The sequence below is a fragment of the Amycolatopsis sp. cmx-4-83 genome, assembly GCF_046548815.1.
Lineage (GTDB): Bacteria > Actinomycetota > Actinomycetes > Mycobacteriales > Pseudonocardiaceae > Amycolatopsis > Amycolatopsis pretoriensis_A.
Genome location: NZ_JAEBEF010000017.1, coordinates 60,004 through 82,210, shown reverse-complemented (window position 1 = coordinate 82,210; position 22,207 = coordinate 60,004). Strand labels below are relative to the sequence as shown.

General features: G+C 72.0%; 27 protein-coding genes and 1 riboswitch. Of the genes, 19 read left to right on the top strand and 8 right to left on the bottom strand.

The window, feature by feature from the left end; translation table 11 throughout:
• Window positions 1-3: 3 nt before the first annotated feature.
• Genes ACLJQM_RS41260 through mrf form a run of 4 tightly spaced genes read right to left on the bottom strand, consistent with a single transcriptional unit; the run spans window position 4 to window position 2,718 of the window.
• On the bottom strand, window positions 4-1,071 hold the full coding sequence (locus ACLJQM_RS41260; protein WP_410635771.1) for a GTP-binding protein: 1,068 nt from the start codon (window positions 1,069-1,071) through the stop codon (window positions 4-6).
• The gene (gene rpmF, locus ACLJQM_RS41255; protein ID WP_247023158.1) at window positions 1,068-1,217 is read right to left on the bottom strand and encodes a 50S ribosomal protein L32; all 150 of its coding nucleotides are present in this window, start codon (window positions 1,215-1,217) and stop codon (window positions 1,068-1,070) included. The genes ACLJQM_RS41260 and rpmF overlap by 4 nt, the downstream gene beginning before the upstream one ends.
• A complete protein-coding gene (locus ACLJQM_RS41250; RefSeq protein ID WP_247023159.1) occupies window positions 1,217-1,471 on the bottom strand; it encodes a type B 50S ribosomal protein L31 in 255 nt (84 codons plus the stop codon). The genes rpmF and ACLJQM_RS41250 overlap by 1 nt, the downstream gene beginning before the upstream one ends.
• On the bottom strand, window positions 1,468-2,718 hold the full coding sequence (gene mrf, locus ACLJQM_RS41245) for a ribosome hibernation factor-recruiting GTPase MRF (RefSeq protein ID WP_410635769.1): 1,251 nt from the start codon (window positions 2,716-2,718) through the stop codon (window positions 1,468-1,470). Before mrf ends, ACLJQM_RS41250 begins: the two co-directional genes overlap by 4 nt.
• 78 nt (window positions 2,719-2,796) lie before the next feature.
• Here mrf and rpmB point away from each other — a divergent pair, with 78 nt between their 5' ends.
• From rpmB to cobA, 7 genes are all read left to right on the top strand, one after another.
• Window positions 2,797-3,033, top strand: a complete 237-nt coding sequence (rpmB, locus tag ACLJQM_RS41240) for a 50S ribosomal protein L28 (protein ID WP_086860064.1) — start codon at window positions 2,797-2,799, stop codon at window positions 3,031-3,033.
• Entirely contained in the window at window positions 3,033-3,200 is a 168-nt protein-coding gene (rpmG, locus tag ACLJQM_RS41235) for a 50S ribosomal protein L33 (RefSeq protein ID WP_003091682.1), read from the top strand. Before rpmB ends, rpmG begins: the two co-directional genes overlap by 1 nt.
• Window positions 3,200-3,505, top strand: a complete 306-nt coding sequence (gene rpsN, locus ACLJQM_RS41230) for a 30S ribosomal protein S14 (protein WP_247023162.1) — start codon at window positions 3,200-3,202, stop codon at window positions 3,503-3,505. The genes rpmG and rpsN overlap by 1 nt, the downstream gene beginning before the upstream one ends.
• Window positions 3,506-3,510: 5 nt before the next feature.
• A complete protein-coding gene (gene rpsR, locus ACLJQM_RS41225; RefSeq protein WP_410635767.1) occupies window positions 3,511-3,756 on the top strand; it encodes a 30S ribosomal protein S18 in 246 nt (81 codons plus the stop codon).
• 89 nt (window positions 3,757-3,845) lie between these two features.
• On the top strand, window positions 3,846-4,907 hold the full coding sequence (locus ACLJQM_RS41220; protein WP_360770976.1) for an ATP-binding protein: 1,062 nt from the start codon (window positions 3,846-3,848) through the stop codon (window positions 4,905-4,907).
• Window positions 4,904-6,775: a DUF2201 family putative metallopeptidase gene (locus ACLJQM_RS41215; RefSeq protein ID WP_410635765.1), complete on the top strand. Its 1,872-nt coding sequence runs from the start codon at window positions 4,904-4,906 to the stop codon at window positions 6,773-6,775. Before ACLJQM_RS41220 ends, ACLJQM_RS41215 begins: the two co-directional genes overlap by 4 nt.
• Window positions 6,776-6,822: 47 nt before the next feature.
• Window positions 6,823-8,049, top strand: coding sequence for a uroporphyrinogen-III C-methyltransferase (gene cobA / locus ACLJQM_RS41210; protein WP_410635763.1), 1,227 nt, complete (start codon window positions 6,823-6,825; stop codon window positions 8,047-8,049).
• Here cobA and ACLJQM_RS41205 read toward each other — a convergent pair.
• The gene (locus tag ACLJQM_RS41205; RefSeq protein ID WP_247023167.1) at window positions 8,037-8,915 is read right to left on the bottom strand and encodes an alpha/beta fold hydrolase; all 879 of its coding nucleotides are present in this window, start codon (window positions 8,913-8,915) and stop codon (window positions 8,037-8,039) included. The two genes, cobA and ACLJQM_RS41205, sit on opposite strands and share 13 nt — an antisense overlap.
• 135 nt (window positions 8,916-9,050) lie before the next feature.
• On the opposite strand from ACLJQM_RS41205, the gene ACLJQM_RS41200 reads away from it, so the two are divergent.
• A complete protein-coding gene (locus ACLJQM_RS41200; protein WP_410635762.1) occupies window positions 9,051-9,893 on the top strand; it encodes a crotonase/enoyl-CoA hydratase family protein in 843 nt (280 codons plus the stop codon).
• Between the two features lie 35 nt (window positions 9,894-9,928).
• Window positions 9,929-11,632 carry an AMP-binding protein gene (locus ACLJQM_RS41195; protein WP_410635760.1) on the top strand — a complete coding sequence of 568 codons (1,704 nt, stop codon included), beginning with the start codon at window positions 9,929-9,931 and terminating at the stop codon, window positions 11,630-11,632.
• A gap of 40 nt (window positions 11,633-11,672) precedes the next feature.
• Here ACLJQM_RS41195 and ACLJQM_RS41190 read toward each other — a convergent pair whose 3' ends face one another.
• Together ACLJQM_RS41190 and ACLJQM_RS41185 are read right to left on the bottom strand one after the other, a co-directional pair.
• The gene (locus ACLJQM_RS41190) at window positions 11,673-12,062 is read right to left on the bottom strand and encodes a hypothetical protein (RefSeq protein WP_247023169.1); all 390 of its coding nucleotides are present in this window, start codon (window positions 12,060-12,062) and stop codon (window positions 11,673-11,675) included.
• 33 nt (window positions 12,063-12,095) lie between these two features.
• Entirely contained in the window at window positions 12,096-12,596 is a 501-nt protein-coding gene (locus ACLJQM_RS41185) for a hypothetical protein (protein ID WP_410635758.1), read from the bottom strand.
• 315 nt (window positions 12,597-12,911) lie between these two features.
• On the opposite strand from ACLJQM_RS41185, the gene ACLJQM_RS41180 reads away from it, so the two are divergent.
• From ACLJQM_RS41180 to trxA, 8 genes are all read left to right on the top strand, one after another.
• Complete coding sequence (locus tag ACLJQM_RS41180; protein ID WP_360770997.1) at window positions 12,912-13,121, top strand: hypothetical protein; 210 nt, start codon at window positions 12,912-12,914, stop codon at window positions 13,119-13,121.
• A 467-nt stretch (window positions 13,122-13,588) separates the two neighbouring features.
• Complete coding sequence (locus tag ACLJQM_RS41175) at window positions 13,589-14,209, top strand: CDP-alcohol phosphatidyltransferase family protein (protein WP_247023172.1); 621 nt, start codon at window positions 13,589-13,591, stop codon at window positions 14,207-14,209.
• A gap of 88 nt (window positions 14,210-14,297) precedes the next feature.
• Window positions 14,298-14,681, top strand: coding sequence for a glycine cleavage system protein GcvH (gene gcvH / locus ACLJQM_RS41170; protein WP_247023173.1), 384 nt, complete (start codon window positions 14,298-14,300; stop codon window positions 14,679-14,681).
• 137 nt (window positions 14,682-14,818) lie between these two features.
• Window positions 14,819-15,289: a glycogen accumulation regulator GarA gene (gene garA / locus ACLJQM_RS41165; protein ID WP_086864865.1), complete on the top strand. Its 471-nt coding sequence runs from the start codon at window positions 14,819-14,821 to the stop codon at window positions 15,287-15,289.
• The gene (locus ACLJQM_RS41160; RefSeq protein WP_247023174.1) at window positions 15,286-16,032 is read left to right on the top strand and encodes a MerR family transcriptional regulator; all 747 of its coding nucleotides are present in this window, start codon (window positions 15,286-15,288) and stop codon (window positions 16,030-16,032) included. The genes garA and ACLJQM_RS41160 overlap by 4 nt, the downstream gene beginning before the upstream one ends.
• A 225-nt stretch (window positions 16,033-16,257) precedes the next feature.
• The gene (locus tag ACLJQM_RS41155; RefSeq protein WP_004559569.1) at window positions 16,258-16,731 is read left to right on the top strand and encodes a bifunctional nuclease family protein; all 474 of its coding nucleotides are present in this window, start codon (window positions 16,258-16,260) and stop codon (window positions 16,729-16,731) included.
• Window positions 16,732-16,772: 41 nt separating this feature from the next.
• Window positions 16,773-17,168 (top strand): MerR family transcriptional regulator, encoded by a 396-nt coding sequence (locus ACLJQM_RS41150; RefSeq protein WP_410635756.1) that lies wholly within the window; start codon window positions 16,773-16,775, stop codon window positions 17,166-17,168.
• Window positions 17,169-17,179: 11 nt separating this feature from the next.
• Window positions 17,180-17,524 carry a thioredoxin gene (gene trxA, locus ACLJQM_RS41145; RefSeq protein ID WP_247023176.1) on the top strand — a complete coding sequence of 115 codons (345 nt, stop codon included), beginning with the start codon at window positions 17,180-17,182 and terminating at the stop codon, window positions 17,522-17,524.
• Here trxA and ACLJQM_RS41140 read toward each other — a convergent pair.
• Window positions 17,505-18,137: a TetR/AcrR family transcriptional regulator gene (locus ACLJQM_RS41140; protein WP_360771002.1), complete on the bottom strand. Its 633-nt coding sequence runs from the start codon at window positions 18,135-18,137 to the stop codon at window positions 17,505-17,507. The genes trxA and ACLJQM_RS41140 overlap by 20 nt on opposite strands.
• 278 nt (window positions 18,138-18,415) lie before the next feature.
• On the opposite strand from ACLJQM_RS41140, the gene ACLJQM_RS41135 reads away from it, so the two are divergent.
• Both ACLJQM_RS41135 and gcvP read left to right on the top strand, forming a co-directional pair.
• Window positions 18,416-18,994, top strand: coding sequence for a MerR family transcriptional regulator (locus ACLJQM_RS41135; RefSeq protein ID WP_281506288.1), 579 nt, complete (start codon window positions 18,416-18,418; stop codon window positions 18,992-18,994).
• 42 nt (window positions 18,995-19,036) lie between these two features.
• A riboswitch (glycine riboswitch) is annotated at window positions 19,037-19,135 on the top strand.
• 171 nt (window positions 19,136-19,306) lie between these two features.
• On the top strand, window positions 19,307-22,183 hold the full coding sequence (gene gcvP / locus ACLJQM_RS41130) for an aminomethyl-transferring glycine dehydrogenase (RefSeq protein WP_410635753.1): 2,877 nt from the start codon (window positions 19,307-19,309) through the stop codon (window positions 22,181-22,183).
• The last annotated feature ends 24 nt before the right edge of the window (window positions 22,184-22,207 follow it).

Below are 22,207 nucleotides of genomic sequence, written 5' to 3'. Positions count from 1 at the left end.
TGCTTACGCTTGGTGCTCGCGGACGTGGACCGGGTCCCACTCCGGGAAAGGGTCGGGGCCGGTCGGGTCGCCGAGGCAGTCGCGCAGGGCCGCCAGGAGCGCGTCGCCGGCCAGGTCGACGCCGATGAACACCAGCTCCTGCCGCGGTGCCGCCGCCACGCCCTGCGGCTCGAACCGCGCCACCGCGCCCGCCTGCGACCACAGCCCGGTCACCCCCGGCCGGGACGCCAGCGTGAAGAACCCCTTGGACCGCAGCACGGTCCCGAACTCGCCCGAGTCGAACCGGCGCGTCACGAAGTCCCACAGCGCCGCCGGGTCGAACGCCTCCGAAGCGCGGAAGACCACGCTGGAAATGCCGTACTCGTCGGTCTCCGGCACGTGGTCGCCGTTCAGCTCGGCCACCCAGCCCGGCGCCTCCCGGGCCCGCTCGGCGTCGTACCGCCCGGTCCCGAACACCCGCTCCAGCGGCACCCGCCCGAACTGGCCGGTGACGACGTCCGCGGCGGGGTTGAGCCGCCGCAACGTCGCCACCAGCCGGTCCAGCTCGGTGGCCGGGACCAGGTCGGTCTTGTTCAGCAGCAGGACGTCGGCGAACTCCACCTGGTCGACCAGCAGGTCGCTGACCGTCCGCTCGTCCCCGGAGTACTGGCCCAGCCGGCGCTCCACGAGCGAGTCGCCGGCCGCCAGCTCGCGGGCGAAGTTCGCCGCGTCCACCACCGTCACCATCGTGTCGAGGTGGGCGACGTCCTCCAGGAACGTGAACGTCGCCGCCACCGGCATCGGCTCGGAAATCCCGCTCGACTCGATGAGCACGTGGTCGAAGCGGTCGTCCGCGCACAGCGCCGACACCTCCTCGAGGAGGTCCTCCCGCAGGGTGCAGCAGATGCACCCGTTGGTCAGCTCGACGAGACGCTCCTGCGAGCGCACGAGGCTTGCATCGATGTTGACCTCGCTCATGTCGTTGACGATCACCGCGACCCGCGGCCCCGCCCGGCCGGCGAGGATGCGGTTGAGCAGCGTCGTCTTGCCGGCCCCGAGGAAGCCGGAGAGCACCGTGACCGGAACGCTCACGAGTGGAAGTGCCGCATCAGCCGGCGGGGGACCAGCCGGACCTCGCCGCCGACCTTGATCGGCACCAGGTCCGGCACGGCGGCCTTCCACTGCGCGCGCCGCGATCGCGTGGTGCTGCGGGACTTCTTGCGCTTCGGGACGGCCATCAGCGCGTACCCCGCTTCCCGTAGCGGCGGTGGAACTTCTCGACCTGCCCGGCGCTGTCCATGATCCGCTGGGTGCCGGTCCAGAACGGATGCGACCACGAGCTGATGTCGACCACGACGAGCGGGTAGGTCGCGCCGTCGGTCCACTCGATGGTCTTGTCGGAGGTGATGGTGGAGCGGGTCAGGAACGCGTCGCCGGTGGACGAGTCCTTGAACACCACGGGGTGGTAATCGGGGTGGATACCGGTCTTCATCGATCTTCCTTTCGGTTCGCCGCGGTCGCGTCGTGGCGCGCCGGGTCGGGTTCGGTGTCCTCGCACGGCTCTTCGTGCCAGTCGCCGAACGGGTCCGGGTAGTGCTGCCACTCCCCGGGTCCGGCGGCCAGTTCTTCGTCGGTCAGTAGAGCGCCGCGCAGGGCCGCGTCGATCTCGTCGGGCGTTGTCTGGTCCGTCACCACGACGAGCTCCTGCGCCCGGTCGCCGTGCACCGGGTGCCAGCGCAACGACGCCAGGGTGCGGCGCTCGGGGGAGACGTCCGTCCACTCGGGACCGTTCGGCGCCGCGAGCCACGGCCCGGCGTGGCCGATGCCCAGCCCGCCGCCCGCCGACTCGATCCAGAACGCGACGTCGGGCCGGCTGGCCACCCACGCGCGGCCGCGGGTGCGGACGACGCCGTCCAGGAGGACGTCGAGGGCGTCGTGCAGGCGTTCGGGGTGGAACGGCCGCTGCGCGGTGAAGGTCACCAGGCCGATGCCGCAGTCGGCGTGCAACGGCGGCTGGCCGCGCAGCAGCGCCCCGTGCATGTCGGTGACTTCGCCGCGGCGCGCGTCCGAAGGCACGGCGTCGAGGACGCTGTGCCCGTCGATGCGCGAGAGCTCGACGCGCGGGACCGACGGCGCGACCCGGTCGAGCACCGCGGACGCCTTCGCCGCGCTCCACGCGTCGGTGGCCGCGCCGGCCAGCACGAGGACGTCGGCGAACTCGACCTGCGAGAGCGCCACCTGGGCGACCGTGCGCTCGTCTTCCGGGCTGGCCTGCAGGTTCCGCTCGGCCAGGACGTCGTCGCCCGTCGCGTCGGCCAGGAAGGTCGCGCAGTCGACGACCGTGAGCACCGCGCGCAGCTCGATGTCGTCGCTGACCGGGTGGTCGCCGACCAGGACGCTGCGGATCGCCCAGCTGACCGGCTCCGGCTCCATGGCTTCGTCGAGCCGGACGACGATCCGGCGGACCTGCGGCAGCCGCGCGAGGTGGCGCAGCAGCGGGAGCAGGTCCTCGCGCAGCGTGCAGGACACGCAGCCGTGGGCCAGCTCGAGGACGGTCAGCTGGTCGCGCTGCTCCAGCCGCAGCCGGCGGCGGACGACGCCGGAGTGGATCTCGCGCAGGTCGTGGTGGACGACGGCCGTGCCGGGCCCGGCCACACGCAGCAGCTCGGCGAGCTCGGCGTTCGGGCCTGGGGCGAGGCCGCTCACGAGGACGAGCGGGACGCGGGGGTGTGGGGTCACTGGTGCTCCAGGAATACGGGCGGGGTACGGTGCGTAGAGTAGATGAAAACGACAACCACTATCAACTCAGGAGGGTCCGTGTCCGCCGTGTGCCAGGTCACCGGCCGCAAGCCGGGCTACGGCAAGCAGGTTTCGCACTCGCACCGCCGCACTTCGCGGCGCTGGGAGCCGAACCTGCAGAACCGTCGCTACTTCGTGCCCAGTCAAGGCCGCTGGGTGCGGCTGCGCGTCTCCGCCAAGGGCATGAAGACGATCGACAAGCGCGGCATCGAGGCCGTCGTCGCCGAACTGAAGGCAAGGGGAGTGAAGCTGTAATGGCGAAGAGCACCGACGTCCGCCCGATCATCAAGCTGCGGTCCACGGCGGGCACCGGCTACACGTACGTGACCAAGAAGAACCGCCGGAACGACCCCGACCGGATGGTCCTGCGCAAGTACGACCCCGTCGCGCGCAAGCACGTCGAGTTCAAGGAAGAGCGCTGATGGCCAAGAAGTCGAAGATCGCGAAGAACGAGCAGCGGAAGGTGATCGCGGCGCGGTACGTCGAACGCCGCCGCGCGCTCAAAGCCGTCATCGCCTCGCCGTCGGCGTCCCCGGAAGCGAAGGGCGAAGCCGTCGTCGCGCTGCAGAAGCTGCCGCGCGACGCGAGCCCGACGCGCATCCGCAACCGCGACGCCGCCGACGGGCGTCCGCGCGGGTACCTGCGGAAGTTCGGGCTGTCGCGGGTGAAGGTGCGCCAGGCCGCGCACAACGGCGAGCTGCCCGGCGTCACGAAGTCGAGCTGGTGAGCCGGATGCCGAAGCCGGAGCGGGGCCGCCCCGCCAAGCGCAAGGTGAACCTGTTGCGCGCCAACCGGGTCACGCACGTCGACTGGAAGGACGTCGAGCTGCTGCGGAAGTTCATCTCCGACCGCGGCAAGATCCGCGCCCGCCGGGTGACGGGATTGACGCCGCAGCAACAGAAACAGGTCGCCACGGCGATCAAGAACGCGCGTGAGATGGCCATGCTGCCGTACCCGGCATCGGGCCGCGCGAGCTGAAATTCGGGTGCGCCCGCCGGGCGGGTGCGCGATCATGGGCGCACGAAAGGGGGCGTCGCACGAGGATGTCCTGACTAGGAGGTCCACGCTTGCACGCCCAGCTCACGGTCACGCCCGCCCGGCTGCCCGAAGTCCTGCTCACCACCGCCGTCGTCCGGCCGGTGTTCCTCTGGGGCGCCCCCGGCATCGGGAAGTCCTCGCTCGTCCGGGACTTCGCCGCCTCGCTCGGGCTCGACTGCGTTTCGCTGCTCGGCACCCAGCTCGCGCCCGAGGACCTCATCGGCGTCCCGCAGATCGTCGACGGCCGCAGCCGCTTCTGCCCGCCGGAGCAGATCGCGCGCGACGAGCCGTACTGCCTGTTCCTCGACGAGCTGAACGCCGCCGCGCCCGACGTCCAGAAGGCGTTCTACTCGCTCATCCTCGACCGCCGGATCGGCTCGTACGAGCTGCCGGCGGGCTCGGTCGTGATCGGCGCCGGCAACCGCGCGACCGACCAGGCGCTGGCCCGGCCGATGGCCTCGGCGCTGGTGAACCGCCTGGTGCACGTCCACCTGCGCGCCGCGCCGGGCGACTGGCTCGCGTGGGCGGCGGGCCACGACATCCACCCGTGGGTGATCGAGTACCTCACGCAGCGCCCGGACCACCTGTGGAGCCCGCCGCCGAAGACCGAGGAGCCGTTCTCGACGCCGCGGTCGTGGCACATGCTCTCGGACCTGCTCCGCTCCGCCGGCGACCCGGCTGACGACGAGACGATCGCGCTGCTGGCGTACGCGACGCTCACCCCGGCGCACGCGGGCGCGTTCCGCGCGTACCTCAAGGTGGCCCGGCACGCCTTCGACCTGGAGGCGATCCTCAAGGGCGACGCTCGCTGGCCCGCCGAGCCCGGCGACCGCGACCTGCTGTACTTCCTCGCCGAGACGTTCCGCGCCCGGCTGGTCAAGGACCTGCCCGCGGACAAGCGGCACGCGTCGGCCTCGGTGCGCCAGTTCGCCTTCCGCGCCAAGGGCCTGCTCGTCGAGCTGGCCGAGATCTCGCTCGAGATGGCGCAGCTGGTCATCGCCGACGACGAAGCCGGGCACCCGCGGCTGCCGTCGTGGTTCCTCGTCGAAGCCGCCCGCGACCTCCCGCGGCTGGTCGCGGCCCGGGCATGAGCACCGCTCGCGTCGAAGCCCAGCGCCGTGAGCGCCGCGCCAAGGCGATCGCCGACGGCTGGGCCCTGGCCCGGTCGCACACCGTCCTGGACCACCTCGTGCGGGGAGCGAGCCTCAGCCCGGCGAGCGGCACCGGGGGCTGGGCCGCGGTCACCGATCGCGGTCTCGTCACGCCGAACCGCGGCCGCGACGCCGAACCGGCCGAGTGGGCCTGGGTGTTCGCGCACCTGCTGCTGCACCTCGGCCTCGGCCACCTCGACGAGGACCAGCTCACCGAGGCGGCGGCCGTCAAGCCGGGCCGCGAGGTCGAACCGGTCTACGCCGCCGCGTGCTGTGTGGCCGTGCACCGGTTCGCCGAAGCCGTCCACGTCGGGACGCCGGTGCTGGACCTGCCCGAGCTGCCCGGCACCGACGAGCTCGCGCTGACCCGCGCCTGGCGCGAAACGGGCGTGCCGGCGCCGTTCGCCGACCTGGGCACCGGCCGGCCGTGCCTGGTGCTCGCGGAGCCGATGAGCCGCTGGCAGCTGCAGTACCACGGGAAGCCGGAGCCGTGGACCGAACGGTTCGCCCGCGGCCTGATCGCGTCGGCGACCGAGGCGATGGAACGCGCCGCCGACGCGCGCGGGCAGACCCGGCACCGGCGCGCGCTGGGGGAGTGGGACCGCGCGCTGTCGTGGTTCGTCTCGTCGTTCCCGCTGCTCGGCGCGATGGCCGCCGGGTTCACCCTCGTCGTGGACGCCGAGGTCGTGCGTGCCTGGGACATCGCCGTGGCCGCGGTCGACGCCGGGCACGGCGAGATCTACGTCAACCCGAACGCGGCCCTGACCGCCGAGGAGTGGCGGTTCGTGCTCGCCCACGAGATGCTGCACGCCGCGCTGCGGCACGACCGGCGGGCACTGGGCCGCGAGCCCTACCTGTGGAACGTCGCCTGCGACTACGTGATCAACGGCTGGCTGGTCGCCATGGGCGTCGGCGAACTGCCCGGCGACGGCCTGCACGACCAGCAGCTGACCGGGATGTCGGCGGAGTCGGTGTACGACACGCTGACCACCGACCTCCGCCGGGCCCGCAAGCTCCTGACGCTGGGGTCGCGCGAGGCGGGCGACGTGCTGGGCGGCTGGCTGTCCGAGCCGGAGGCGGCGCAGCGCCGGTCGTCCAAGCGGGGCGCGCGGCCGGTGCCGTGGGGTGACCGCGTCCAGGGCGTCGACCTTGACGAGTTCTACCGCCGGGCGCTCACGCAGGGGCTGGAGTACCACCACGCCCAGGGCCGCGGCCTGCTGCCGCTCGGGCTGGAGCAGGAGATCCGGGCCCTCGACCACCCGCCGCTGCCGTGGGACGCGCAGCTCGCCCGCTGGTTCGACGAGCACGTGCGCGCGGAGCTGCCGGTGCGCAGCTACGCGCGGGCGTCCCGCCGCCAGTCGGCGACGCCGGACATCCCGCGCCCGGGCCGCATCCGCCCGGAACGGCTCGACCGGCGCGCGACCTTCGGCGTCGTGCTGGACACGTCCGGGTCGATGAACGCGGAGCTGCTGGGCAAGGCGCTGGGTGCGATCGCGTCGTACGCGCTGGCCAGGGACGTCCCGGCGGCCCGGGTGGTGTTCTGCGACGCGGTCGCCTACGACGCCGGGTACCTCGCCGTGGCGGACATCGCGGGCCGGGTGAAGGTCCGCGGTCGTGGCGGCACGATCCTGCAGCCGGGCGTCGACCTGCTGCAGCGGGCTCCGGACTTCCCGGCCGACGGCCCGATCCTGATCATCACCGACGCCCAGTGCGATCACGTCCGGCCCCGGCGGGAGCACGCGTACCTGGTGCCGCGGGGCGCGCGGCTGCCGTTCGTGGCCCGCGGGCCGGTCTTCCGCGTGGCATGACCCACGCCGGGCTGGCGCTGAGGTGAACCGCCAATAAACTCCCGCGCATGGACGACCCGCACTACCTCTCCGGCCTCCAGCTGACCGGCCGCCGCGTTGTCATGTTCGGCGGCGGGTCGGTGGCCCAGCGACGGCTGCCCCGGCTGATCAGCGCGGGTGCCCGCGTCGAACTGGTGTCGCCGCACACGACGCCGTCGGTGCAGGGGATGGTGGACGCGGGCGAGCTGGTCTGGCACGAGCGCCGCTACGCCGAGGGCGACCTGCGCGCCGCCTGGTACGCGCTGGCCTGCACCGACGACCCCGAGGTGAACGCGGCGATCTGCGCCGAGGCCGAGCGTGAGCGCGTGTTCTGCGTGCGCGCCGACGAAGGCGAGTCCGGTTCCGCGGTGACGCCGGCGTCCGGCCGCCACGGCGGCCTGCTGTTCGGCGTCCTCTCCGGCGGCGAGCCGCTGCGTTCGGCGGCCGTGCGCGACTCGATGCTCGACGGCCTCCACAACGGCACGATCGAGGACGGCCGTCAGCCCCACCCGGAGGGCACGCTGCCCGGAGTGGCACTGGTCGGCGGCGGTCCCGGCGACCCCGAGCTGATCACGGTCCGCGGCCGCCGGCTGCTCTCGCGCGCGGACGTCGTGGTGGTCGACCGGCTGGCGCCGCGCGAACTGCTCGACGAACTGGCGCCGGAGGTGGAGATCGTCGACGCGGCGAAGATCCCGTACGGCCGCGCCGCGAGCCAGGACGTCATCAACCGGACGCTCATCGACAAGGCCAAGGAAGGCAAGTTCGTCGTCCGCCTCAAGGGCGGCGACCCGTACCTGTTCGGCCGCGGCTTCGAAGAGGTCCTCGCCTGCGCGGAGGCCGGCGTCCCGGTCACGATGGTCCCGGGCATCACGAGCGCGTTCGCGGTCCCGGCGGTGGCGGACGTCCCGGTCACCCACCGCGGCGTGGCCCACGAGGTGGTGGTGGTCTCGGGCCACGTGGCCCCGGGCGACGACCGCTCGCTGGTCGACTGGGAGCTGCTGGCCCGCATGCGCGGCACGATCGTGCTGATGATGGGCGTGGAGCGCCTCCCGCAGTTCGCCAAGGCCCTGCTGGACGGCGGCCGCCCGTCGGACACCCCGGTGGCGATCGTCGAGGACGGCACGATGCGGACCCAGCGCACGCTGCGCTCCACATTGGACACGGTGGTCACGGACGCGGCGGCGTCGGGGGTGCGCCCGCCCGCGGTGATCGTGATCGGCCCGGTGGCGGGTCTGGCGCCGGTTCAGTCCGCGTAGCAGCTCGCCGCGAAGTCCCGGATCGCGTCCGACAGCCTGGTCGGGTCGAGCCTCAGCTCGACCGGGCTGCGCGCCTGGACGAACTCCGCCGCCGGCATGTCCACCGCCAGCGTGTCCGCGTCGCCGAAGGGGTGGATCGGGTCGCCCTGGTGGCCGATCACCAGTGCCCGCGTCGTGATCCGGCGGCGGACCGACTTCGGCGGGGCGATCCGGCCGAACAGCACGCCGTGCAGGAGGGCCGCCATCGGGGCCGGGCGTTGCGAGAGCGTGTCCGTCACGACGTCGACCCACTGGTTGCCGTGCGGGACCAGGGAGGCCACCAGCGCCACCGCCTGGACCGTGACCGGCAGGAAGCGGGCCGCCATCAGCAGCGGGGCGAACGTGAACAGGCCCGCGACGATCGCGTTGTCCAGCACCGGCATCTCGACGATCAGGCCGCGGGCGCGCCCGGGCGCCTGCACCGCCACCTCCAGCGAGACGTTCGCGCCGAGGGACGTCCCGCCGATCACCGCCGACTCGACTTCGAGGTGGTCGAGCAGCGCCAGGGTCTGCTCGGCGAACGACGGCATCGAGTACAGCCACGACTCGGTCGGGCGGTCGGAGTCGCCGTGGCCGAGGAGGTCGAGCGTCACCACCCGGAAGCCCGCGCGGGCCAGCCGGCGCGCCAGCGGGGCGTGCATCCGGCGGGTCAGCATGATGCCGTGGGTGAGCACGACGACGCGGTCGCCGCTGCCGAACTCCGTGTACCAGAGCCGGTGGCCCTCGTGGTCGAACGAGCCGGTCAGCTCGATCGGCCGGGACGCGCGCCGCGCGGGCGGGGCCGGGGGCTCGGGCTCGATCAAGGTCGCGCTGCTGGCCGGGCTCATGTCCCACCGTCCTCCCCGCGTCGTGGTCGCCTACGTCCAGGAAAACATCCCCTGACCACGTTGGCACAGTGACTCGCGCGTCAATTGACAACGTGCCAATGGCGGCTCGTCGCGGGCATGGGTCAAGATGACCCCATGACCGCTACTGCTGACAGTCTGCCCGACCTGGTCTCCCTCAAGGTCGACGTCGACGGCCACGTGGCCGAAGTGACGCTCCTCGGCCCGTCCAAGGGCAACGCGATGGGTCCCGACTTCTGGCGCGAGCTGCCGCTGGTGTTCCGCGCGCTCGACGCCGACCCGCAGGTCAGGTCCGTCGTGCTGACCGGCAGTGGCCGGCACTTCTCCTACGGCCTCGACCTGCCGGCGATGATGGGCGATTGGGCGCCGATGCTCGGCGGCGACAGCCTCGCGGGCCCGCGGACGGCGTTCCTCGACCAGGTCCGGTCGCTGCAGGCGGCGGTCAGCTCGATCGCGGAATGCCGCAAACCGGTCGTAGCGGCCGTTTCGGGCTGGTGCATCGGGGGCGGGGTGGACGTCGTCGCCGCCGCGGACATCCGGCTGGCCAGCTCCGACGCCAAGTTCAGCGTCCGCGAAGTGCGCGTCGCGATCGTCGCGGACCTCGGCAGCCTCCAGCGCCTCGCCTCGATCATCGGCGAAGGGCACCTGCGGGAGCTGGCCCTGACCGGCAAGGACGTCGACGCCGCACGCGCCGAGAAGATCGGTCTCGTCAACGACGTGTACGAAGACCAGGACGCGCTGCTGAAGGCCGCGCGGGAACTCGCCGTCGAGATCGCTGCGAACCCGCCGCTCGTGGTGCAGGGTACGAAGCAGGTACTGGCGGCGAACACCGAGCGCCAGGTCGCCGACGGCCTCCGGTACGTCGCGGCCTGGAACTCGGCGTTCCTGCCCAGCAAGGACCTCGGCGAAGCGGTCCAGGCGTTCATGGAGCGACGCGCGCCGGAGTTCAAGGGCGAATAACTTCCCCGTCGGCCGGTGAAGAACTAGGAGGCAGCGTGACCGCTTCGGAAGTCCACCACGCGTTCCGCGTGGCCCGGGATTACCTGCAGGCCCACCGCGAGGACTACGACACGGCCTACCGCGACTTCGCCTGGCCGGAGTTCGACGAGTTCAACTGGGCCATCGACTGGTTCGACGTGGTCGCGCACGACCCCGACAACGCGCAGCGGTACGCGCTCTGGATCGTCGAGGAGGACGGCACCGAGAACCAGTGGACCTACCCGGAGCTGTCCGGCCGGTCCAACCAGGTCGCGAACTGGCTGCGGAGCCTCGGCGTCCGGCGCGGCGACCGGCTGATCCTCATGCTGGGCAACCAGGGCGAGCTGTGGGAGACGATCCTCGCGGCGATCAAGCTCGGCGCCGTCATCATCCCGGCGTCGACGCTGCTCGGCCCGGCCGACCTGACCGACCGGGTGGAGCGCGGCGCGGCCAGGCACGTCGTGGTCCGCTCGGCCGACGCGCCGAAGTTCGCGGACGTCGAAGGGGACTACACGCGCATCGCCGTCGGGGAGCCGGTCGAGGGCTGGCAGCAGTACTCGGCCGCGTTCGCCGAGTCGCCGGAGTTCGCCCCGGACGCGCCCACGAAGGCCACCGACCCGCTGCTGCTCTACTTCACCTCCGGCACCACGGCGAAGCCGAAGCTGGTGCAGCACACGCACGTCTCCTACCCCGTCGGGCACCTGTCGACGATGTACTGGATCGGGCTGGAGCCGGGCGACGTCCACCTCAACATCTCCTCGCCGGGGTGGGCGAAGCACGCGTGGAGCAACTTCTTCGCGCCGTTCAACGCCGAGGCGACGGTCTTCCTCTACAACTACAACCGCTTCGACGCGGGCGCGCTGATGGCCCAGATGGACCGCTGCGGCGTGACGAGCTTCTGCGCGCCGCCGACGGTGTGGCGGATGCTCATCCAGGCCGACCTGACGGCGTTGAAGACGCCGCCGAAGAAGGTCGTCGGGGCGGGCGAGCCGCTCAACCCCGAAGTGATCGAGCAGGTCCAGAAGTCGTGGGGCGTCACCATCCGCGACGGCTTCGGGCAGACGGAGAGCAGCGTCCAGATCGCGAACACGCCGGGCCAGGACGTCGTGCCGGGCTCGATGGGCCGCCCGCTGCCGGGGTTCGTGGTGGCGCTGGTCGACCCGGTCAGCGGCGAGCGGGCTTCGGAAGGCGAGATCTGCCTCGACCTGCAGCACCGCCCGGTCGGCCTGATGACCGGCTACGCCGGCGACGACGAGCGCACGTCGGCGGCCTTCGGAGGCGGCTTCTACCACACCGGTGACGTCGGTTCGGTGGACGAACGCGGCTACATCACCTACGTCGGGCGCACGGACGACGTGTTCAAGGCGTCGGACTACCGGATCTCGCCGTTCGAGCTGGAGAGCGTGCTGATCGAGCACGAGGCGGTGGCGGAGGCGGCGGTCGTCCCGGCCCCGGACCCGATCCGGCTCGCGGTGCCGAAGGCGTACGTCGTGCTGGCCACCGGCTTCTCGCCGGACGCCGGAACGGCGCGGTCGATCCTGGCGTACTGCCGCGAGCACCTGGCGCCGTACAAGCGGATCCGGCGGCTCGAGTTCGCGGAGCTGCCGAAGACGATCTCGGGCAAGATCCGCCGCGTCGAGCTGCGCGGCCGCGAAAGCGACCCCGCTCGGGGCGCGGGCACCGAGTTCCGCGAAGAGGACTTTCCGGACCTCAAGGCGTGACCGGGAGCGCCCCGGGGCCGGTCGCCCCGGGGCGCTTTCGTCAGCTGCGGGTGCCCTCGACCTGGCGGCCGTCCTCGGTCGAGCACGCCGTCACGGGGTCGTTCGCGCCGCTGCCGCAGGTCCAGTCGTCGAGGACGACCGGGCCGGGGCCGTCGGGCGAGCTCGCCTCGGCCGGGGTCAGTTTCGCGAAGTAGTCGGTCAGCAGCTGGGTGGCCGCGGCGCAGTCGACCTTGCCGTGGGCCACGACCGCCGTCTTCGCGCCGCCGGCACCGGTGACGTCGCCGCACGGGACGCCGGGCGCGGTGGACTCCGCCGCCGCGGCGGCCGCGGGGGCGGGGGACGGCGCCGCGGGGGCCGGGTCACCGCCACCGCACCCGGCCAGTGCGGCGGACGCGGCGACGAGCAGCAAGGGGTACGCGAAAGTCTTCATGGGCCCTTCAGGAGCGGGACGGGTCGACGGGGATCACTCGGACGGCACGACGGCGGCGAAGACCGTCTGCTCGCCCTTGGTGCAGGTGGTGCCGCCTTGCGCGGCGGGCGGCCCGGAGGTGCACAGCCAGCCGTCGACGGTCTCGTTCACCGCGTCGTTCGAGCCCGCGCCCTGGCGGCCGGCGATCTTGCGGTGGAAGTCGCCGACGAGCTTCGTCGCCGCGGCGCAGCTGACGCCGGCGGAGCCGCTGTCGAAGACGTAGAGCGTCAACCCGCTGGCGGCGGTCACCGTCCCGCAGGCCCCGGGCACCGAGGGCGGCGCCCCGGACGGCTTGGGCGCGGACGGCACGGCGGAGGAGCTCCCCGCGGCGGGCGGCGGCGGGGGAGTACCGGTGGACGTCGTCGCCGGCGCGGTGCTCGACACCGAGGGTGACGGCGCCGGAGCAGGGGCCGCCTGTTCGGCGGAGCAGGCGGCGAGCACGGGCAGCGCGAGGCAGGCCACGAGCCACGTCTTCGTGGTGGTCGGGTGGGGCACCGCGATCCTTCCTCCCCGGCTGGCTGGCCCGGTCATTCTGGCCCATCCGGGCGAGGCCCCGAGGGGCGACGCGCCCAAGGGTGTGCCGGAGATTACTCCAGCCGGGTGGCGCCCCGGTCCGGTGGCCGTCGGAAGAATGTCCACAATGGACGATTAACATTCCTTTCACGCTCCGAAACCTCAGGCTGCCATCTCGAATCGATCGGTCTAATTCGCGCCGCGCCGGTTAACAAACCGGCCCCGCGTGCCGAAGATCTTGGTGGGAGGCAAGAAGAGCTCCCGTCCCCGAAACCCGCCCCGAGCCCGTAGAGAGCCATGAACGCCAACGCTGTGACCAGCACCGAAGACCCGTCCAGTCCGCCGACCGCCCCGTGCACCGTCGTCTGGTGCTGCGGCCGCCCGTACGTCCTCGAGGGACGAGCCGGCCGAGCCCGCTGGATGGGCACCGACTACCGCGGCCGCCCCGAGTCGCTGACCAGCGCGGAGCTGCAGCGCCGCGGCTGGAGCCACCGCCGCGCGAGCTGACCCCATGCCGGGCCGCCGTGCGTCGGCGGCCCGGCATCGGGACGTCGACGGGCGGTGGCTGCGCACGGTGACCGGTTCGGCGCCGCCCGCCTGGGGGCAAGCGCCCCGCCGCCGGCCAACCGGCGGCGCTCGACACCGGCGCGTGGCAACCCGGCCTGCCGCCCGGCGCCAGGCCGCAGTGCTCTGCCGGAGGTCGCACGGCGCCCGAGTTGCGCCGGCTGACGCGTGGCAGTCCGGACTGGCGCCAGGCCGCGGTGCTCTGCCGGCGGTCGCTCGGCACCCGAGTCGCGCCGGCCGGCGCGTAGCTCAGCCAAGTTGCAGGTTCCGCCCCAGGTCGCCGCGCGTGCCGACCTCGCCGCCGGGCCGCCCCGCTGCCGGGTCATCCCGGCTGCCGGCCCCGAGCCGTTCACCCGAACCCCCACCGCACCACCCGGCGCCGCCACCCCGCTCCGCTGTTTAATGGCCCGGTGAGCACAGCCGCGCCCGAACCCGCCGCTCCGGCGGGCGCCCCCGAGCCGTCCCTGCTGCGGCAGGCGATGAACGTTCCCAACATCCTGTCCCTGCTGCGGCTGGCCGGCGTGCCGGTGTTCCTCTGGCTGCTGCTCGGCCCCGAAGAGGACGGCTGGGCGCTCGCCCTCCTCGTCTTCAGCGCGCTCACCGACTGGCTGGACGGGAAGCTCGCCCGCTGGCTCAACCAGATGTCGCGGCTCGGGCAGCTGCTCGACCCCGCCGCCGACCGGCTGTACATCCTCGCCACCCTCATCGCGTTCCTCGCCCGCGAGATCATCCCCTGGTGGGTGGTCGTGCCGCTGCTGCTGCGCGAAGCCGTCCTCGGCGTGTGCGTCCTGACGCTGCGCCGCCGCGGGTTCGCGCCGCCGGAGGTCACCTACATCGGCAAGGGCGCCACCTTCGTGCTGATGTACGCCTTCCCGTTCCTGCTGCTCGCGCAGGGCGGCTCGGACGTCGCCGCGATCGCTCGGCCGATCGGGTACGCCTTCACGATCTGGGGCGGCGTCCTCTACGTCTGGTCCGGCGTGCTCTACGTCCTCCAGGCGCGCAACGCCCTCCGCGGGGCGCGGGAAGCCTGAGCCGGGCCCGGGCCCGGCGGTTGCGCCGTGTGGGTGTAAGACTTCGCCCAGCACGTTTCGCCAGTGAGGGCATGAAAGGGGACCGGCGGTGTCCGCTCCTGAAGAGCTTCGCTACACCGAGGAACACGAGTGGGTCGCCACCCGCGAGGAGACGCTCGTCCGCGTGGGCATCACCGAGTACGCGCAGGACCAGCTCGGTGACGTCGTGTTCGTCGACCTGCCCGAGGTCGGCCGCCAGCTCAGCACGGGCGACGTCTTCGGCGAGGTCGAGTCGACCAAGAGCGTCTCCGAGCTGTTCGCGCCGGTCGACGGCGAGATCGTCGCGGTGAACGACTCGGTCGCCGACTCGCCCGAGCTGATCAACAGCGACCCCTACGGCGAAGGCTGGCTGATCGAGATCCGGCTCGACGACCCGGCGGGTCTGGAAGCGCTGCTCGAAGCCGAGGCCTACGACGCCCTGACCAAGGGCTGAAGCCCGCTCCCACCCGGTCGGACCAGCACTGCGCCGGTTCGGGGAGCCGGGGCTCGGAGAATCGATCAGGCACGGTACGTTGGCAGCTACACGTTCTTGAGTACTAGGCAACACAGCATGTGTGGAGGAGAGCTCAGGTGAGCACGAACGACGGGCCCGGCGGCGTTCCCCCGGAGCAGTCTCCGGAGCGGACCTCTGTCTTCCGGGCCGACTTCCTGGCCGAAGTCGAAGGTCACGAGCCCGCCCCCGCCGCGGAGGCGCCCGTCCAGGGTGTCGACGCCCTCCCGGCGGGTTCGGCGCTGCTGGTCGTGAAGCGCGGGCCCAACGCGGGCTCGCGGTTCCTGCTCGACCGCGACACCACCAGCGCCGGGCGGCACCCGGACAGCGACATCTTCCTGGACGACGTCACGGTCTCCCGCCGGCACGCCGAATTCCGGCGTGAGGGCGGCGAGTTCGTCGTCATCGACGTCGGCAGCCTCAACGGCACCTACGTCAACCGCGAGCCGGTCGACCAGGCCGTCCTCGCCGGGGGCGACGAAGTGCAGATCGGGAAGTTCCGCCTGGTCTTCCTGACCGGCCCGGGGCACGGGGGCCAGGGGGCGCAGTGACGGCGGCCGGACGGCCACAACGCGACGGGTTGAGCATCGGGGCCGTTCTCGCGCAGCTGCGCGGCGACTTCCCCGATGTCACCATCTCCAAGATCCGGTTCCTCGAAGCGGAAGGCCTGGTCACCCCGGGCCGGACGCCTTCGGGCTACCGGCAGTTCGCCGCGGCGGACGTGGAGCGTCTTAGGTTCGTCCTGGCCGCCCAGCGGGACCACTACCTCCCGTTGAAGGTCATCAAGGAACAGCTGGACGCGGCGGACTCGGGTGCCGGACCCGTCGCGGACCTGCCCCGCCCGCCGCGCCGGCTGGTGCCGATCGACGCACCGGCCGAGAACGTCGGCCTGCCCGTGGCGGACGACTTCACCGCGGGCAGGGAGCTGCGCCTGACCCAGGAGGAACTCCTGGAGCAGGCGGGCATCGACGCCGCCGCGCTGGCCGAGCTGCAGCAGTACGGCCTGGTCCGGCCGGGCCCCGCCGGGTTCTTCGACCCGGACGCGGTGCTGGTGGCGCGGACGGTGCGGGCGATGACCGAATTCGGTATCGAGCCGAGACACCTGCGTGCCTTTCGCGCCGCGGCCGACCGCGAGGTCGGGTTGCTGGAGCAGATCGTGACCCCGGTGTACCGGCATCGTGACCCGGAGGCCAAATCGAGGGCCGACGAAGTGGTGCGCGAGCTGGCGGCACTGTCCGTGACGCTGCACACGCTCCTCGTCAAGGCCGGAATCCGTGGCGTCGCCGGGTGTTGATCACCATCGAGACCGCAACGGGGGAGTGAGATCCTCTTTGCGGTCCCATGTCAATGACTGAATGTTCGGCACCGCATGCCGTACCGTGAAGGCACGGGTTTGCGGCAGGCGAACCGAGAGAGTCCGGACAGCGAGCACAGCGCGCGGATGACGGGTAGCGTCGACAGTGGCGGCGCGAAGCCGTTCCACCGCTGAAGCCCGTGCACGAGAGGGAGGCGAAATCCGATGAGCGAGATGCGCGTCGTCGGGGTGCGGGTCGAGCTGCCCGCGAATCAGCCGATCTTGTTGCTGCGGGAAACCGAGGGCGAACGGTACCTGCCGATCTGGATCGGCTCGGTCGAAGCCACCGCCATCGCCTTGGAGCAGCAGGGAGTCCGCCCGGCCCGCCCGCTCACGCATGACCTGCTGAAAGAGGTCATCGGGGCGCTCGGCCGGGAACTCGAGCAGGTCGTCATCACCGACCTCAAGGAAGGCACGTTCTTCGCGGAACTGGTCTTCGACGGCGACATCCGGGTGTCCGCCCGGCCGAGCGACTCGGTCGCGCTGGCCCTGCGGATCGGGGTCCCCATCCACGCCGTGGACTCGGTGCTGGAAGAGGCCGGCCTGATCATCCCGGACGAGCAGGAGGACGAGGTCGAGAAGTTCCGCGAGTTCCTCGACTCCGTGTCGCCGGAAGACTTCCGCGGAGCGGACACCTGAGTACTTGCCTTGACGCGGACGTCAACGTCTAGCGTCGGGGTATGCGGATCGGAGAGCTTGCGCAGCGCACGGGTGTCACCACCCGTGCGCTGCGTTTTTACGAGCACCAGGGCCTCCTCGCGGCCCGTCGTTCGGCGAACGGCTACCGCGAATACGACGAGGACGACCTCCAGCTGGTCAAGGAGATCCAGACCCTGCAGACGGTCGGGCTGACCCTGGAGGAGACCCGGCCGTTCGTCGAGTGCCTGCGCAGCGGCCACGAAACCGGTGACTCCTGCGCGAATTCGATCGAGGTCTACCGCCGCAAGCTCGAAGAAGCCGACGCGCTCCTGGCCCGCCTCGGCGGCATCCGCGGCGAACTGGCCGCGAAGCTCGCCGGCGCGCTCGCCCGGCAAGCGCCCGACCCGTGTGTCGTGCCCGAATCCCCGCGCCCGTGAAGGAGACCGCCGTGTCCGAAGACGCCACCGTCAGTGCTGTCACCGATGCGACCTTCGCCGAGGTCCTCGGCAGCGACGTTCCCGTGCTCGTCGAGTTCTGGGCCACCTGGTGCGGCCCGTGCCGGATGGTCGGCCCGGTGCTGGCGCAGCTGGCCACCGAGCGGGCCGGCGGACTCGTCGTCCGCAAGATCAACGCGGACGAGAACCCCGAGACGACCCGCTCCTACCAGGTCATGTCGCTGCCGACCATGATGCTGTTCCGGAACGGCGAGCCGGTCGAGACGATCGTCGGCGCGTTCCCGAAGGCCCGCATCGAGGAGCGGCTCGACCGCGTGCTCAAGGCGCCGTCGCTTTGACGAAGGTGTCGGCCACCTCGCGGCCGTACTTCTCCAGGTCCAGTGCCGGGTCGGCGGCGTAGGCCGCGGCGACGCCGTCGATGGCCTGCGCGATCGACATCGCCATCACCTCGGGCGTGAACTCGCCGAACGCGCCTTCGGCCTGGCCCTGCTTGAGCTGGCGGGCCAGGCCGTGCACGCGCAGGTCGTCGACCAGCACCTTCGTCATCACCCAGCCGTCGACGTCGTCGGTGTTGGCGGCCAGCTCGGTCAGCACCCGGACGCATTCCGGGTACGTGCGCAGGAACGCGATCGACGTCTCGATGTGCGCCCGCAGGTAGCCGGGCCGGTCGGCGGGGTCGAGCCCGCCGCCGGTGCGCTCCTTCAGGTAGCCGTTCCTGGTCTCGACGACCGTGCTGAGCACGGCCTGCATCAGGCCGGCCTTGTTCGTGAAGTGGTAGGAGATCAGCCGGGTGCTGCTGAGCCCGGCCCGCTCCTTGATCTTGGCGAACGTGGTCCGGCGGTACCCGAGGTCGGCGAGGACGCCGATGGTCGCGCCGATGATCTGCGCGCGGCGCGCGGCCTCGGTGGGGCTGAGCCCCATCTCGGCCATGATGTCGGTGCTTACTTGCATGAGTAAAAAGTTACTCGGCTGAGTAAAACACGTCAAGGAGTTTGAACCGCCGCGTACGGGGTACGGCGAACGGCTCAAAGGCTCATCCGACCGTTGAGGCTTGCCGCGCGTCGCGTTGACCGGTGTTCTCCTGACGCTTACCGTCGAGAGAGGTAAATCGCCACGATGTGATTCACGGTCTGGGGCCGGATCGTGGCGGTTGATCTCCGGTGGGTCCCGCTCCTGGGACTCCCCGGCTGTCATTCGCCGGCCGTCCGGTCGGGCGAGGGGAGGCTTGCGTGGTCGAGGCTGGTTCCGAGAAGCAGCCTGTTGGGGTCGCGGGTGGCGAGCAGGGTGAGCTGTTCCCCGACGACTCGCTGCCGGACGAGCTGGTGGGTTACCGCGGCCCGGCCGCGTGCCAGATCGCCGGGATCACCTACCGCCAGCTCGACTACTGGGCCCGGACGAAGCTGGTCGCACCCAGCATCCGCACGGCGCACGGCTCCGGCTCGCAGCGGCTGTACTCGTTCAAGGACATCCTGGTCCTCAAGGTCGTCAAGCGGCTGCTGGACACCGGGGTCTCGCTCCAGAACATCCGGGTCGCCGTCGACCACCTGCGCCTGCGCGGGGTCCGCGACCTGGCCAAGGTGACCCTGTTCTCCGACGGCACCACGGTCTACGAATGCACCTCGCCGGAGGAGATCGTCGATCTGCTCCAAGGCGGCCAGGGCGTCTTCGGCATCGCGGTCAGCGGCGCGATGCAGGAAATCAGCGGGACGATCCACGAATTCCCGGCCGAGCGCGCGGACGGCGGCGTCGTCGAGACGCACGAGCCGGACGAGCTCACCCAGCGCCGCAACGCACGCAAGACCGGTTGATCACCGCTGCGGCGGACGGAGTAAGGTTCTCCCTGCGGTCGACGAATCCGCGCGGGAGAGTCCGAGCCTCATATTGAGCTCGGCGCCGAAGGAGCAAGTCCTCCCCGGAACCTCTCAGGCACCCTGGACCGCGCGGACGAGACGCCTCTGGAAAGCGGGTCGTCAGGACACCACCTGATGGCCCCGCCGACGGTGCAAGCCCGGTTCAACCACGCGGGCGAAACTCTCAGGCGCCCCTCGGGGTACGGACAGAGTGGGGAGGGCCAGGACACCGTCGTCCCGGCCCCGCCCCGCCGTCCCCAGGAGGCCTTCGTGAATCCGTCACTCGCCTCCCTGGAGCAGGGGGTCCCGTTCGCCGAGCGGCACCTCGGGCCTGGTCCGGACCAGCTGCGCACGATCCTCGACGTCATCGGCGTCGCTTCCCTCGGCGAACTCGCCGAACACGCCGTTCCCGAGTCGCTGCGCGCGTCCGCCGAGCCCCTCGAACTGCCGCCGGCGGCCTCCGAAGCCCAGGCGCTGGCCGAACTGCGCGAGCTGGCCGCCCGCAACCGGCCGACCGCCGCGATGATCGGGCTCGGCTACCACGACACCGTGACCCCGCCCGTGATCCGGCGGAACGTCCTCGAGAACCCGGCCTGGTACACCGCCTACACGCCCTACCAGCCGGAGATTTCCCAAGGGCGGCTCGAAGCGCTGCTCAACTTCCAGACCATGATCGCGGACCTGACCGCGCTCCCGGTCGCGAACGCCTCCCTGCTCGACGAAGCCACCGCGGCCGCCGAAGCGATGACGCTCGTGCGCCGGGCCGGCCGGGCGAAGTCGAACCGGTTCGTCGTCGACCAGGACACCCTGCCGCAGACCCTCGCCGTGCTGCGGACGCGAGCCGAGCCGCTGGGGATCGAGCTGGTCGTGGAAGACCTGTCGCAGGGACTCACCGGGCTGGGGCTCGGCGGCGACTTCTTCGGCGTGCTGCTGGCCTACCCCGGTGCGTCGGGGGCCGTGCACGAGCTCGACCTGACCATCGCGGAAGCCAAGAAGCACGGCGCCGCGGTGGTCGTCGCGGCCGACCCCCTCGCCTTGACGCTGCTGCGGCCGCCCGGCGAGCTCGGCGCCGACGTCGCCGTCGGGTCGACGCAGCGCTTCGGCGTCCCGCTCGGCTTCGGCGGCCCGCACGCCGCCTACCTCGCGGTGCGGAAGGGCCTGGAGCGGCAGCTGCCCGGGCGTCTGGTCGGGGTCTCGAAAGACGCCGGCGGCGCACCCGCGTACCGGCTCGCGCTGCAGACACGTGAACAGCACATCCGCCGCGAGAAGGCGACCTCGAACATCTGCACCGCGCAGGTCCTGCTGGCGGTGATGGCGTCGATGTACGCCGTGTACCACGGGCCCGACGGCCTGCGCGCGATCGCGTTGCGGGCCCACCGGATGGCCACCGTGCTCGCCGCCGGCCTGGCCGAAGGCGGCGTCGAGGTCGTGCACGGCGAGTTCTTCGACACCGTGACGGTGGCGGTGCCCGGCCGGGCGGACGCGGTCGTCGCGGCGGCCCGCGACCTCGGCGTCACCCTGCGCCGGATCGACGGCGACCACGTCGGCGTCGCCTGCGACGAAACGACCACCCGGGAGCGGCTTTCGTTCGTGTGGAAGGCGTTCGGCGTCTCGGTGTCCGATGTGGACGGCCTGGACGCGGACACGGCCGACGCGCTCCCGGCCCCGCTGCGGCGCACGAGCGCGTTCCTCACCCACCCGGTGTTCCACGAGCACCGGTCGGAAACGGCGATGCTGCGGTACCTGCGCCGGCTGTCCGATCAGGACTACGCGCTCGACCGCGGCATGATCCCGCTCGGCTCGTGCACGATGAAGCTCAACGCCACCGCGGAGATGGAACCGGTCACCTGGCCGGAGTTCGCCGGGCTGCACCCGTTCGCGCCCGCCGAGGACGCCGCCGGCCTCCTCGAGGTCGTCGCCGACCTGAGTGGCTGGCTCGCGCGGATCACCGGCTACGACGCGGTTTCGCTGCAGCCGAACGCCGGGAGCCAGGGCGAGTTCGCCGGCCTGCTGGCGATCCGCGCCTACCACCGCTCGCGCGGCGAGGACGCGCGAGACGTCTGCCTGATCCCGGCCAGCGCGCACGGCACGAACGCGGCGAGTGCGGTGATGGCGGGCATGCGGGTGGTCGTCGTCCGCTGCGACGACGACGGAAACATCGACCTCGCGCACCTGAAGTCCACTGTGGACGAGCACCGGGGCGACCTGGCGGCCATCATGCTGACCTACCCGTCGACGCACGGGGTGTACGAGGACACCGTCGGCGAGGTGTGCGCGGCGGTGCACGACGCGGGCGGGCAGGTGTACGTCGACGGCGCCAACCTGAACGCGCTGATCGGCGTCGCCCAGTACGGCCGGTTCGGCGCCGACGTTTCGCACCTGAACCTGCACAAGACCTTCTGCATCCCGCACGGCGGCGGTGGTCCCGGCGTCGGCCCGATCGGCGTGCGCGCGCACCTGGCGCCGTTCCTGCCGAACCACCCGCTGCAGCCGGCGGCCGGGCCCGGGTCCGGCGTCGGCCCGGTCAGCGCGGCGCCGTGGGGGAGCGCGTCGATCCTGCCGATTTCGTGGGCCTACGTCCGGATGATGGGTGCCGAGGGCCTGCGCCGGGCGACGCTCGTGGCGGTCGCCAACGCCAACTACATCGCCCGCCGGCTCGGCGAGCACTACCCGGTGCTGTACGCGGGCCGCTCGGGTTTCGTGGCCCACGAATGCATCCTGGACCTGCGGCCGCTGACGAAGGCCACGGGCGTGACCGTGGACGACGTCGCGAAGCGGCTGGCGGACTACGGACTGCACGCGCCGACGATGTCGTTCCCGGTCGCGGGCACGCTGATGGTCGAGCCGACCGAAAGCGAGGACCTGGCCGAGCTGGACCGCTTCTGCGCGGCGATGATCGCGATCCGCGCGGAGATCGACCGCGTGGCGTCGGGGGAGTGGCCGCTGGCGGAGTCCCCGCTGCGGCTGGCCCCGCACACGGCGGGCTGCCTGGCCGGCGACTGGAACCGCCGCTACAGCCGCGAGACGGCGGCGTTCCCGGCGGGCCGGACAGCGGCGAAGATCTGGCCCCCGGTCCGCCGCATCGACGGCGCCGCCGGCGACCGCAACCTGGTCTGCTCCTGCCCGCCCCCGGAAGCCTTCGCCTGAGTGGTCGTGAGTGCGTAACAGTGT